Source organism: Veillonella sp. CHU732 (assembly GCF_003992085.1).
Taxonomy (GTDB): Bacteria; Bacillota; Negativicutes; order Veillonellales; family Veillonellaceae; genus F0422.
This window is the reverse complement of the sequence record NZ_RQVC01000011.1, coordinates 25,168-39,081: the sequence shown is the minus strand read 5'-3', so window position 1 is coordinate 39,081 and position 13,914 is coordinate 25,168. Positions and strand designations below refer to the sequence as shown.

Sequence of the window (13,914 nt, the reverse complement as noted above, 5' to 3'; positions counted from 1 at the left end):
ATGTTAACAGTTGAAAATTTGCGCTTTTCCTATGTACCGGGACAAGATATTATGAAAGATGTAACTTTTACCATAGGAGATGGAGAATTCATTACATTAGGTGGCCGTAATGGGTGTGGTAAAACAACGGTAACTCGTTTATTAGTGGGTTTGGAAACACCCGTAGAAGGTAAGATTTCTTACGACGGCCAAGATATTACGAATATGCCTACCTCTGAAAGAGGACGTTTTATTGGCTATGTATTTCAACAGCCAGATCGTCAAATGTTCCGCCAGACTGTGGCAGAAGAGGTGGCATTTGGTCCTGAACAATTGGGATACGACAAAGCAACGGTAGACCGCATCGTACAAGATGCTCTAGAACGAGTAGGTATTTCCCATTTAGCAGAATCCTATCCATTAGGCTTACGCCGAGGGGAAAAGCAACGAGTAGCGATTGCCTCAGCGTTAGCGATGCAGTCTAAACTGTTGATTCTTGACGAACCTACTAGTGGACAAGATGGAACAGAAACAAAAGGTTTACTTGTGTTGTTACAAGAATTGCAAGCCCAAGGTTTGACCATATTACTCATTACCCATGATATGGAAATTATGGCAGAATATTCTACACGAGTGATCATTATGGGATATGGCACAAAAGCCTTCGATGGATCCCCGGAAGAATTATTTACAAGCCGTGAGGACTTGTTGGAACTTGGTTTGACAAAACCGCCGAGTGTGGTGCTTAGTGAAACGGTACCAGACTTAGGGTATTGCAAATCGATGAAAGAGTTTGAACTGCGCTATGCAGAGTATGTGAAAGGATAGGAGGAGACCGATGAAATTTGTACCATTAACAAAAATTTGGGCAACAATCTTCGTGTCCATCTTAGCCATTGCTATGAAAACTCCGGAACTATTGTTAGCATTATTTGGAGTAGAATTGCTGGTAATGCTGATTGGTGGTATCTTGTTGCGTCAATGGAAAGCATTATTCGCCTTAATCGGGTTTTCTGCGTTCTTAGGTATTGTACAGTACTTGGGTAGCTGGTCCGTGGACTCCGCGGTTGTAACAGCTTTGCGTATGTTGACGATGACCACTATCTTTATGATGCTCATTGTAACAACGAAAACACAAGATTTAACAGTGGCTCTTGTACAACAATGTCGCATCCCCTATGCGTATGCCTTTATGTTTACAGCGGCCCTACGCTTTGTGCCTGACTTTTTACGTGAAAGTAAAGCGGTGCAAGAAGCACAGGCCTGTCGGGGTATGTCGTTAGAAGGGAATTGGCTGACAAAGATAAAATCTTATATGACGGTCATTCAACCGTTGATGCTGAAATCATTGAGCCGTTCGGAGACAATGGCATTGTCCTTGGAACTTCGAGGTTTTGGAAATCAGCAACATACATTTATGCGGAAAGTTAGCTTGCAAGCAGTGGATTATGTGGCATTCTTCGTGATGCTGGCAGTTACCTATGCTGTCATTCAGTATATCATCTTCTAAGCGTCACTGGTGATGCTATGTAGCCTGTAGGTCGTCACTTGTTTCTCTATGCAGCCTATGGCGTTCTTAACTAAATATGATAAAGGGAAGAGCACGATGCTCTCCTATTGATGATTGTCACGTTCAAACAATACTATATAAAGCAAATAAAGAGCACGGCACATTCCTTCAGAAACGGTATTTCATAATGTTTCTTCAGGAACATGCCGTGCTCTTTTAGGATAGGTGTAATTATGATATAAATGAGCGTGACATTACTTTAGTTTATTTGGGGCACACCGTGCTCTTCTTGCATTTGTGTGATTTGGTCAGTAAAGGAACGCCACAAGACTGCTACGCCTAACTGCGTTCCTCAAGGGGAATCGCAAACTTATGCTTTGCTTAGTTTGCTTCGAATGTATCGTATTTACTTTTGTCGAGCTAAGTTTTTAATAATAACTTTCAAAATTATTCTGTAAATACTTGAAATGGACATGGCTGTTAGTGCTATAATAGAATGAGGTAAGTTCGTGCAGGGGTTGAAAGGAGAATTGATGGATTATAAAGTAGCAGCTTCTTTTTGGACAGAGAAGGATAAAACTGCAAGAAAGATGGACCCACGTGAATTGCATGTTGAGATTGTTGATTTTTTGAAAGCTCATCATACATGTGCTTTAGCGACGCATAGTGAAACGGGAGTTCGTTGCACTCCATTATCGTATACTGTGCATGGTGGATACATTGATATTTTCTCTGAAGGTGGTGAGAAATTCTTTCACTTAGAAGAAGATAAAAACGTATCTCTTACGGTGTTCGATCCTTATGAGGGTCCAGGTACGGCGAAGAGTGTTCAGATTCAAGGTGTAGCAACGGTGCTAGGTCCTGATGATGAAGAGTATGCTAAGGTACTAACAGAAATTGGTATGGAAAAATTATTAGACCGTGATGATCCATTGTATTTGATTCGTGTGAAATCGAATGAGATTGTTTACTTGAATGGTTCTTTGCGAGCACGTGGCTATTATATTCGTCAAGTCTTGGAGAGATAGGGTAGATTCTTTTTGCACATCTGCGTCAAGTATGATACAATAAGTAAAGACCGCCGTTAGAGGTTTCATCTAACGGTGGTTTTTATATTTAGAAATGGAGATAATTAATGAATATACAACGTATCTTACTGAGTGCGCTATTAGGAGCAACGTTAGTAGTGACGGCTGCTTGTGGTACTGACGCAGCTCAGCAAGCAAAATCTGAAGTAGGGAAAGAAGTGAAAGTAGAAATAAAAATGCCTAGCTTTGATGCGACACCAATTGCTGATGAATATGCTACGATTCATACGAATAAAGGTGATATTAAAGTGCGTCTATATGGTAGTAAGGCACCTATTACTGTAAAAAACTTTAAAAGTTTAATTGAGCAAGGATATTACAATAATTTAACCTTTCACCGTGTTATCGATGGATTCATGATCCAAGGCGGAGATAATAAAAAAGGTGGTCTAGGGTATACAATTCCTGATGAAGTGAGCAATGATTTACACTTTAATAAAATGGGAATCTTGGCGATGGCTAATGCAGGCCCTAATACAGGGAATGCTCAGTTCTTTATTACAGTGGCACCAACCCCATGGTTAGATAACAAACACACCATCTTTGGAGTAGTTGTACAGGGTATGGATGTGGTAGAAGCGATCAGTCGTGTGCCGAGAGATAAACGGGATACTCCGAAAGAACCAGTGGTGATTCAGTCTATTGACTTAGCGCCAATCCCAGCCGGTGAATAAGATGGAAGAAAAATTTTACACCTATATGGTACGCTGTGCAGATGGCTCTCTCTATACGGGATGGACTACGGATTTAGAAAAACGTATACGAGCCCATAATGGTGAAATTAAAGGGGGCGCCAAGTATACACGAGGTCGAAGACCAGTCACTTTGGTATGGAGCACAGCTTTCAGTAGAAAGCAAGACGCTCAATCCATGGAACAGCAAGTAAAGCGTATGGAACGGTCCCAAAAAGATGCTCTCATTGCAGCAAATTGTGATATAATGAAATGATACAGATAGTGCGTGAATACGAGAGGAGGAATGCTAATGAAACGAGTCATTGTGTCCGTGAAAAGTACGCAACGTGATGCGGATGGAGAAGATACGGTGGTGGAATTAGTATCCTCTGGTAAGTATTATGAAACAGCCTTGGCGAAACATATCATTTATGATGAAAGTGAAGTTACTGGTTTGGGAAATACGAAAACAACCATTAAAGCCTATAAGGATTCGGTGGTGCTTTTACGAACTGGCGAATTTTCTATGCGCCATGAGTATCAGTTGGGAAAGACTAATATTGCAAGTTTGGAAACCCCATATGGGGCAGTAGAACTAGCTATGCTAACCCATGAATTAGACATAGATTTGAAAGATGGCAAGGGCCATATTTGTTTAGGATATGATATCTCTGTTGGTGGTGAATGGCAATTTTACAACCAACTATATGTAGAGATTCGGGAGGATGTACATTATGGACATGAAAGAAGTTTTGAAAGCAGCCATTAAGGATGCTTTGCAGATAGCTCTGGAACAGGGAGAATTACCAGAAGGTACCTATCCAGAGGCACATTTGGAAGTGCCACCGCAGAAAGAATTTGGCGATTTTTCTACGAATATTGCTATGCAATCTGCACGGATAGCGAAATCAAACCCAAGAGCTATTGCGGAAACGATCATTTCCCATATGAATTATGATTGGTTAGAGCGCGCAGAAGTAGCTGGTGCGGGATTTATTAATTTCTTTTTAGTATCTGATGTGATTTACGATACTTTAAAAAACATATTAACAACAGGGGACACATATGGTAGTGCACCACTTCGTGAAGAAGATACTGTGCAAATTGAGTATGTGAGCGCGAACCCAACCGGTTTGTTACATGTAGGTCATGGTCGTGGTGCTGCCTATGGTAGTGCCTTGGTAAATTTAATGCGTGCAGCTGGATATAATGTGTTTGCTGAATATTACATTAATGATGCAGGTAAGCAAATCGACAACTTAGCGGCCTCTGTGAATGCTCGTTATTTGGAATTATTAGATATGAAACATGAGTTCCCTGAGTCTGGCTATCGTGGTCAAGATGTCATCGATACAGCGCAGGAATTGATTAACTGGAGAGGCGATTTCTTTGCAGTGCTTCCAGAAGAAGAGCGTGTTCCATTCTTTAAAGAATTTGCTTTAACAGAAAAATTAAATGGTTTACGTAAAACATTGCGTAATTTCCGCGTAGGGTTTGATCGTTGGTTTAGCGAACGTAGTTTGCATAAAAGTGGTGAGATTCGCACATTAGTGAATCAGCTATTAGAATCTGGCGGAATGTATGAAAAAGATGGGGCTTACTGGTTGGCATCTATGCAATATGGAGATGACAAAGACCGTGTAGTTATCCGTGATAATGGAGAACCAACATACCTAGCCGCAGATATTGCGTACCACAAAGATAAATACGAACGTGGTTACAAACAATTAATTAACATTTGGGGTGCTGACCATCATGGTTATATTGCTCGTGTAAAAGCAGCGATGGAAGCGCTTGGATTCAATCCAGATAAATTAGAAGTTCTGTTATTACAAATGGTATTCTTATACCGTGATGGGGAACTTGTAAAAATGTCCAAACGTACTGGTGAAACCATAACTTTGGATGAATTGATTGAAGACGTAGGAGTGGATGCAGCAAGATACTTCTTCTTGATGCGCTCCTTAGATAGTCAATTGGACTTCGACATCAACTTGGCATCCTCTAAATCTAACGACAATCCAGTGTACTATATCCAGTATGCACATGCTCGTATTCATAGTATTTTTGGGCAAGTAAAAGAAGCAGGTATTGCCTATGGTGACTGGGCAAATATATCTTTCACAGCATTGCAAAGCGAACAAGAAGTGGAATTGATTAAAAAATTAGCAGCCTATCCAGAAGAAATTCAACTATCTGCTAATAATAAAGCGCCACATCGTATAGCGAAGTACTTGTACGATCTAGCAAGTCTATTCCATTCCTTCTATAAACAAGGCCGTATCATGGGCGTTGACCCAGAATTGCAACAAGCTCGATTAGGCTTGATTACGGCAACAGCACATGTATTACAACATGGTCTTGGTATCTTAGGTATTTCCGCTCCTGAAAAAATGTAATCAGAAGCACATAATTTATTAGGGAGGCATCATGTCAACAAAGTATATTTTCGTAACAGGCGGCGTCGTATCATCATTAGGTAAAGGCATTACTGCAGCATCCTTGGGACGTTTGTTGAAAAACCGTGGATATAAGGTGACAATTCAAAAATTTGATCCATATATCAATATTGACCCAGGTACAATGAGTCCCTATCAACATGGTGAAGTGTTCGTCACTGACGACGGTGCAGAAACTGACTTAGATTTAGGTCACTATGAACGTTTCATCGACATTAACTTAGGTAAAACATCCAATATTACAGCTGGTAAAGTGTATTGGTCTGTGATCAATAAAGAACGTAAAGGTGAATATCTTGGCTCTACTGTGCAAGTTATCCCTCATATTACGAATGAAATTAAAAATGCTGTGTTTCGCGTAGGTAAAGAAGATAATGCAGATGTGGTGATTACAGAAATCGGCGGTACTGTAGGCGATATTGAAAGCTTACCATTCTTGGAAGCTATCCGCCAAGTGAAAAAAGAAGTTAATCGTGATGATGTGTTATATATCCACGTAACATTGGTACCATATATTAGTGCAGCTGGCGAGTTGAAAACAAAACCAACACAACATAGCGTAAAAGAACTTCGTGGCATCGGTATTCAACCAGATATCATTGTATGCCGTACGGAAAAAGAAATTTCCCGTGAAATGAAAGATAAATTGGCATTATTCTGTGACGTGGATCCAGATGCTATCGTGGAAAACCGCACTTGTAGCACGATCTATGAAGTGCCTTTGATGATGCAAGATGAAGGATTAGACAGTATTGTTGTGCGCAAATTGAACCTAGAAGATCGTCCTGCAGATATGACAGAATGGAAAGAAATGGTTCATAAAATCTTACATCCTAAACAAGAAATTACCATCGCTCTTGTTGGTAAATACGTAGCATTACATGATGCGTACATTTCTGTAGCAGAAGCGTTGGGTCATGCAGGTATCGTAGAAGATACAAAAGTGAACATTAAATGGGTTGATTCTGAAGCGGTAGAAGCTGAAGGTACGGACTTAGCGGAAGTATATAAAGATGTGGATGGTATCTTGGTACCAGGTGGTTTCGGTTGCCGTGGTGTAGAAGGTAAAATTTCGACCATCCAATATGCTCGTGAGCACAAAGTGCCATTCCTTGGCATTTGCTTGGGCATGCAAACATCTGTGATGGAATTTGCTCGTTCCGTATTGGATATGAATGGCGCTACTTCTACAGAATTTGATGAAAGCTGCCAGTTCCCTGTGATCGACTTAATGGATGACCAAGTAGATGTGGATGAAAAAGGCGGTACAATGCGTCTTGGCGTATACCCATGTAAAACAGTACCTGGTACAAAAGTACATGAAGCATACGGCGAAGACTTGATTTACGAACGTCATCGTCATCGTTGGGAATTCAACAATGCCTATCGTCAACAATTGACAGATGCAGGCTTGATTATCTCTGGTACATCCCCTGATAATCGTCTAGTAGAATGCGTTGAAGTAGCAGATCATCCTTGGTTCGTAGGCGTACAATTCCATCCAGAATTGAAATCCCGTCCAAACAATGCACATCCATTGTTCAAAGGATTTGTGAAAGCGGCCATTGAAAATAAAAAATAAGACATAGTGAGTATGTAACATAGAAAGGACTGTAACAGAATACAATAGATTCTGGGTGCAGTCCTTTTGTATGAAGTGATGTCGATGATTTTGTAGAATTTGTTATAAAATATAAGTTGTTTGTAACACCAGTGACAACATATATCTTAGAAGATTTTTATAAAAATGATGAATGTTAGAGGCGCCGGTATATTTTGTGCTAGAAGGTGGTGATGGTATGGTATTGCAAAATAAGTTGGGAATCACTAACTCTGTAGAACTTGCTAGAGAGGAAGAGCGGATTAGTAAGAAGAAAGCGTTAGATCTGTTTGATACTACTGTACTAGAGAAGTATCCTGTAGGTTCTTTTGCGCAATTAGCTGCGATACACAGATATTTATTTGAAGGTATCTATGACTTTGCAGGAAAAGTTAGGTCTGTTAATATAGCAAAAGGTAATTTCAGATTTGCTCCTGTGATGTATTTACAGGCTGCCCTTGAAAGTATAGAGAACATGTCACAATCTACATTTGATGAAATTATTGAAAAATATGTGGAGATGAACGTGGCACATCCTTTCAGAGAAGGCAATGGAAGAAGCGCTAGAATTTGGCTAGACCTAATGCTGAAGCAAGAACTACATCACGTTGTAGATTGGAGTTTTGTAGATAAAGACGATTATTTACTAGCTATGGAACGAAGCCCTATTAAAGATACTGAAATCAAGTATCTCCTAAAAAATGCTTTAACTGAAAGGATAGATGATAGAACAGTATATATGAAGGGAATTGACTATAGTTACTACTATGAAGGGTATACTTTGTATAAAATAGAAGAATTGTAGGCTAAAATCTATAGAAGAAAATACAAAAACAATACGATGTATATCTATTGTTAGAGTGATATGATATGTATCATGTATTGTTTTTTATCTCAAACAGTGCTATACTTAAGACACAAACAAGAAGAGCCATCAACGTGTGCTGGCGTTAGGCTCATCTCAAACTAGTAAAATGATGATGCCTAACGTTTAGAGGGTACGAACCTCTTTCGTTAGGCTTTATCATTAATTGTTAAAGAAACTAATGATTTGTACTATAAGCTTTAAAATTAAAATCAATACATTGATTTTTCTAAAAAACTTTTTCATAGTACCACCTCCTCCTATAGGATAGGAAGAGATGAGCCCAACGCACGTTGAAGACTCTTCTATAATTGCATTATAACAGAGTTTATTCGTATTGTGTATACATCCAAAATAAAAAACACATTAGTCTATTGACAAGCGACTCAAAATACTATAGAATAGTCTTCAGTTACATAAAGCAAATGCGATGAACAGGTATAAAGATATAGTTAGTTGCTTTCAGAGAGCTGCTGGTTGGTGTGAAGTAGTAGAACGGTTATATTGAAACTCTCCTGTGAGCAGCGATGGTGAAATCAAGTAGTCATCGACGGTAGTTCCGTTATAACTGTGAGAACCAACTAGGGTGGGACCGTGTTATTGAAATGATAATGCCCCTTGATGTGCAATGCACATTGAGGGGCTTTTTGTATCATAGGTTGTACCAGTTGCGTCCATATGTTTCTAGTATTTTAGTAGTCATTAGATATATATTATTAAGATTGAAAGAGCATAGCAGGCATTTAGTACAAGCCGTATCTAATCTATTAAAGAGTTAGCGATCTAGTATAAGAGGCTAAGAATGAGATTGTTTAGAAATTTGGTATAGATAGTACAGCCTATGCTGCTGAATATTCTAGCATGCTATACTCGATCATACATAATACTAGATTATCAATTAAGTATTAGAAATAATAAGGACCAACAGGCAACGAACATACACAATATATAACGCCCCTAGGGATGCATTGTCATCTCTGGGGGCGTTTTTCTATTCTCTGAAAGTTATTTTCACAGAACATAGGAATACAACCACCACAAGAGGGATCGCCGCAAAGGTGAGATATGGTCGCGACATATCCAGTTTTGTAGAGATACTTCATGATAATGAAATTAAGACATACGATAGATAGAAAGAGGAATCATCATGAACAATAGAATTTATTTTTTTGATACAACACTTCGAGATGGGGAACAAACACCGGGTGTGTCCCTTCAAACACCAGAAAAAGTAGAAATTGCACAAGCTCTTGTGCGTCTTGGATTAGATGTCATCGAAGCGGGGTTCCCAGCTGCATCGGAAGGCGACTTTGAGGCGGTATCTACGATTGCTAGAGAAGTGCGTGGATGTACTATCGCAGCGCTTGCTCGATCCAATGAGAATGATGTGACGAAAGCAGCAGAAGCACTTGCAGGCGCAGAGCGCAGTCGTCTACATGTGTTTATCGCTACTAGCGATATTCATTTAGAGTATAAATTGAAAAAGACTCGTGAAGAAGTGCTAGACATTGTGAAACACATCCTTGAGTTTGCGAAAGGTAAATTTGATGAAATTGAGTTCTCCGCAGAAGATGCATCTCGTACAGATTTAGATTATTTATGCCGTGTTTTTGAAGTAGCTATCGAAGGCGGCGCATCTATCTTGAACGTACCAGACACAGTAGGTTATATGACACCAGAAGAGTTTGGCAATCGCATTCGCTACATTAAAGAGCATACGAAAGGCATCGAAAAAGCAATCATCAGTGTACATTGTCACAATGACTTAGGTCTTGCGAATGCGAACACGTTGGCAGCTATCGAAGCAGGGGCTCGTCAAGTGGAATGTACTATGAATGGCTTAGGCGAACGAGCTGGTAATGTGGCTATCGAAGAAGTAGTAATGGCCATTAAAACACGTCATGACCACTATCCATTCGATGTTCATATCGATACACCTTTGTTTACGCGTACTAGCAAATTGGTGAGCAAACTTTGCGGAGTTGCTGTATCTCCTAATAAAGCTATCGTAGGTGCGAATGCCTTCGCACATGAGTCTGGTATTCATCAACATGGTATGTTGAACAATCCAACGACTTATGAAATCATGACACCAGCTAGTGTAGGAGCAGAAAAAACGTCCATCGTATTAGGTAAACATTCTGGTCGTCATGCCTTTGAAGATCATCTAGTGAATTTAGGCTTTCAGTTAGAAGAAGAACGAGTGAATGAGTTGTTCGTTCAATTCAAAGCTTTAGCAGATAAGAAAAAACAAGTCTACGATGAAGATATCTATGCTTTGGTGATGGATACTATGCATCACGAACAGGCATTCCACGTGGTACAACACGATTACCATTCCGATCAAAATGGATACGTTCTTGCTAGCATTCGTGTGTTAACTCCGAATGGGGAACGTATGGATGCTGCTGTCGGTGATGGCCCAGTAGATGCTTCTTTCAGAGCTATCGAACGATTAGTGAACACACCATTTGTATTGGAAGATTTCCAAATCCGTTCCGTAACAGTAGGTAAGGATGCCCTTGGTGAGGCGGTTGTAAAAGTCAATTATAATGGCCGCAGATTTCAAGGCCGTGGTATTAGCACAGATATCGTAAAATCTAGTGTAAATGCCTATATTAACGCAGTCAATGCGATTTATTTAGCAAAAGAATTAGAACAAGAGTTTGGAAACCAGGAGGGTTAATGTCATGGGTATGACGATTACAGAAAAGAATATGGCACGCCATGCAGGACTTGCAGAGGTGAAAGCAGGTCAAATGATCGAGTGTCAATTGGATTTCATCTTGATGAACGATATTACATTTCCGCCAGCGAAAAAAGAATTTGAAAAGATCGGTAAACCTGTATTCGATGCAGATCGCATCTACTTAGTACCGGATCATTTCACACCGAATAAAGATATTAAATCTGCTACGCAAGCCAAAGTAATGCGCGATTTCGTGCGACAACATAAGATTACACACTATTTTGAAGTAGGTCGTATGGGTATTGAGCACGTATTGTTACCAGAGCAAGGTTTGATTGGACCAGGGGAAATGATCATCGGCGCCGACTCTCACACTTGTACCTATGGGGCATTGAATGCGTTTGCTACCGGCGTTGGTTCTACAGATGCTGGGGTTGCTATGGCAGAAGGTAAAACTTGGTTTAAAGTGCCAGAAACGATCAAAGTCGTGTTAGAAGGGAAACCTGCTAAATGGATTTCCGGTAAAGATATTGTGTTGGACTTAATCGGTAAAATTGGTGTGGATGGAGCACGTTATAAAGCCCTTGAGTTCCATGGGACTGGTGTGCAATACATGACGATGGCAGACCGTTTGACCATCTGTAACATGGCCATCGAAGCAGGCGGTAAATGTGGTGTATTCCCATACGATGCAGTGACAGAGGAGTATATCCAAGGTCGCATCACACGCCCTATCGAACCGATTGCAGCAGACGAAGATGCAGAATATTGCCAAGTAGTAACCATCCAATTGGACGAATTAACACCAGTGGTAGCGTACCCACATCTTCCTTCCAATACACATTACATGAAAGACATTGTGAAAGAAGACCGCATTCAAATCGACCAAGTCATCATCGGTTCTTGCACGAATGGACGCTTTGAAGATTTAGAAATGTGCGCAGAAATTTTTAAAGGTCGCAAGGTGGCGGACTTCGTGCGTTGCATCGTGATCCCAGGGTCCCAAGATGTATATAACCAAGCTGTAAAAGCAGGCTTAATGGACATCTTTATCGAAGCAGGCTGTGCTGTAAGTACGCCAACGTGTGGTCCTTGCTTAGGTGGTTACATGGGTATCATGGCAGAGGGAGAACGCACTGTGTCTACTACAAACCGTAATTTCCGTGGCCGTATGGGACACGTGGACAGTGAAGTATATTTGGCAAGTCCCTATGTGGCGGCAGCAAGTGCAGTAGCAGGGTATTTAGCAAGCCCTGAGGAGGTATAATATGGCAGACTTTCAAGGAACAATTTGGCGCTACGGCGACAATGTAGATACAGACGTAATCATCCCAGCACGCTATTTGGCCATAGCGGATATGGCGGAATTAGCAGAACATGCTATGGAAGACATTGATACAACCTTTGCACCGAATGTGAAAGCTGGTGAAATTATGGTAGCTGGCAAAAACTTTGGTTGTGGTTCCTCTCGTGAACATGCACCAGCCGTGATTAAAGAAAAAGGTATTTCTTGTATCGTAGCAGATAGCTTTGCTCGTATCTTTTTCCGCAATGCTATCAATATCGGTTTGCCTGTGATCGAAATTGGTGAGGCTGTGGACCGTATTCAAGAAGGTCACGAAATCGCTGTAGAAATGGCCACAGGTGTTGTCCATAATGTGACTACCGGTGAAAGCTACCAGGGAACAGCACTACCACAATTTGTGCAAAATATTGCCAAAGCAGGTGGATTGGTAAACTTTGCAAAAACAAGACAAAACTAATATATCTAATAGGGTGCCTTAGGCAAAGCTACTATCGCTTAGCCTAGAGGTATTCCCTATAGTATGGATACTAACTAGGTAGAATATCTTGGTATATTGTAGATGTGTAGAGACTTTTAAAAGAGGAATACTATGAGTGAAAAACAAATTGTCCTAATTGCTGGCGACGGCATTGGGGAAGAAATAACAAATTCGGCGCGTGCTGTGGTGGATGCAGCCTTTGCCAAAGCTGGTGTAACAGCCAACTGGATTGAGAAAAAAGCTGGCGGTGCGGCTATCGATGCCTTTGGTGAACCATTACCACAAGATACTATCGATGCATGCCAAGCAGCAGATGCTGTATTATTAGGTGCTGTAGGAGGCCCTAAATGGGATGATGTAGATCCGTCCATCCGTCCAGAAAAAGCCATCCTTGGTTTACGCAAAGCATTGGGCTTGTTCTGTAACTTGCGCCCAGTGAAAATCTATCCAGCATTGCGTGAATTTTCTCCGTTGAAACCAGAATTGGTAGAAAACGTTGACTTCGTTATCGTTCGTGAATTAACAGGCGGCATCTACTTTGGGGAACGGGAAGAAGCACAAGGAGAAGGCCCAACAGAATTTGCTTGGGACAAAGAGACTTATGCTCGTTATGAAGTGGAACGCATCATGGACGTAGCAGTAGAAACAGCTCGTAAACGATCTGGCAAAGTGGTGAGCGTAGATAAAGCTAACGTATTGGCATCTTCTCGTTTATGGCGTAAAATTGCAAAAGAAAAAGCAGAAGCAAATCCAGATATTTCCATGGACTACTACTATGTAGATAATACAGCTATGCAACTCGTGACAAACCCAGGTCAATTTGATGTGTTAGTGACAACGAACTTATTTGGAGACATCTTGAGCGATGAAGGGGCTGTTATCTCTGGATCTCTTGGCTTATTGCCATCTGCCTCCATTGGTACAGGTACTTCCTTGTATGAACCAATCCATGGATCGGCACCAGACATTGCAGGACAAGGCATTGCCAATCCACTAGGAACAATCTTGTCTGCTGCCATGATGTGTCGTTACTCCTTGGATTTACCAGAGGTAGCAGATAATATTGAGCAAGCGGTGACAGCGGTTCTTGATGTGGGCTATCGCACAGGTGATATGTACCGTGAAGGATTTACGAAAGTGAATACACAAGGCATGACTGACGCTGTCATAGCGCACTTAGGATAAGATGTAAGAGTATATAAGGTATAAAAAATCGCGGCACACTCCTCCACAAACTGATACTATCGTTAGGTTTGCTCCGGAGTA

Annotated in this window: 13 protein-coding genes and 1 other annotated feature; all 13 genes read left to right on the top strand. The window is 40.8% G+C overall.

What is annotated here, in order from left to right; genetic code table 11:
- The 13 genes from EO121_RS06125 to leuB all read left to right on the top strand — a co-directional run bounded on the left by EO121_RS06125 (position 1) and on the right by leuB (position 13,833).
- The gene (locus EO121_RS06125; RefSeq protein ID WP_127135668.1) at positions 1-807 is read left to right on the top strand and encodes an energy-coupling factor ABC transporter ATP-binding protein; all 807 of its coding nucleotides are present in this window, start codon (positions 1-3) and stop codon (positions 805-807) included.
- A gap of 10 nt (positions 808-817) precedes the next feature.
- Positions 818-1,489, top strand: coding sequence for an energy-coupling factor transporter transmembrane protein EcfT (locus EO121_RS06120; protein ID WP_127166801.1), 672 nt, complete (start codon positions 818-820; stop codon positions 1,487-1,489).
- 533 nt (positions 1,490-2,022) lie between these two features.
- Complete coding sequence (locus EO121_RS06115) at positions 2,023-2,517, top strand: pyridoxamine 5'-phosphate oxidase family protein (RefSeq protein ID WP_127166799.1); 495 nt, start codon at positions 2,023-2,025, stop codon at positions 2,515-2,517.
- Between the two features lie 107 nt (positions 2,518-2,624).
- Positions 2,625-3,251, top strand: coding sequence for a peptidylprolyl isomerase (locus EO121_RS06110; protein ID WP_127166797.1), 627 nt, complete (start codon positions 2,625-2,627; stop codon positions 3,249-3,251).
- Between the two features lies 1 nt (position 3,252).
- Positions 3,253-3,525: a GIY-YIG nuclease family protein gene (locus EO121_RS06105; RefSeq protein ID WP_127166795.1), complete on the top strand. Its 273-nt coding sequence runs from the start codon at positions 3,253-3,255 to the stop codon at positions 3,523-3,525.
- Between the two features lie 36 nt (positions 3,526-3,561).
- On the top strand, positions 3,562-4,020 hold the full coding sequence (locus tag EO121_RS06100; RefSeq protein WP_038144345.1) for a DUF1934 domain-containing protein: 459 nt from the start codon (positions 3,562-3,564) through the stop codon (positions 4,018-4,020).
- Entirely contained in the window at positions 3,986-5,650 is a 1,665-nt protein-coding gene (argS, locus tag EO121_RS06095; RefSeq protein ID WP_127166793.1) for an arginine--tRNA ligase, read from the top strand. The genes EO121_RS06100 and argS overlap by 35 nt, the downstream gene beginning before the upstream one ends.
- 31 nt (positions 5,651-5,681) lie before the next feature.
- Positions 5,682-7,292 carry a CTP synthase gene (locus EO121_RS06090; protein WP_127166791.1) on the top strand — a complete coding sequence of 537 codons (1,611 nt, stop codon included), beginning with the start codon at positions 5,682-5,684 and terminating at the stop codon, positions 7,290-7,292.
- 217 nt (positions 7,293-7,509) lie between these two features.
- Positions 7,510-8,115: a protein adenylyltransferase Fic gene (gene fic, locus EO121_RS06085; RefSeq protein ID WP_127166835.1), complete on the top strand. Its 606-nt coding sequence runs from the start codon at positions 7,510-7,512 to the stop codon at positions 8,113-8,115.
- Between the two features lie 481 nt (positions 8,116-8,596).
- Positions 8,597-8,797 (top strand) — a binding site (T-box leader).
- Between the two features lie 525 nt (positions 8,798-9,322).
- Positions 9,323-10,861: a 2-isopropylmalate synthase gene (locus EO121_RS06080; RefSeq protein WP_240629399.1), complete on the top strand. Its 1,539-nt coding sequence runs from the start codon at positions 9,323-9,325 to the stop codon at positions 10,859-10,861.
- Between the two features lie 4 nt (positions 10,862-10,865).
- The gene (gene leuC / locus EO121_RS06075; protein WP_127166787.1) at positions 10,866-12,131 is read left to right on the top strand and encodes a 3-isopropylmalate dehydratase large subunit; all 1,266 of its coding nucleotides are present in this window, start codon (positions 10,866-10,868) and stop codon (positions 12,129-12,131) included.
- Between the two features lies 1 nt (position 12,132).
- Positions 12,133-12,627, top strand: a complete 495-nt coding sequence (locus tag EO121_RS06070) for a 3-isopropylmalate dehydratase small subunit (RefSeq protein ID WP_127166786.1) — start codon at positions 12,133-12,135, stop codon at positions 12,625-12,627.
- Between the two features lie 132 nt (positions 12,628-12,759).
- Complete coding sequence (gene leuB / locus EO121_RS06065) at positions 12,760-13,833, top strand: 3-isopropylmalate dehydrogenase (protein ID WP_127166784.1); 1,074 nt, start codon at positions 12,760-12,762, stop codon at positions 13,831-13,833.
- Positions 13,834-13,914: the final 81 nt, after the last annotated feature.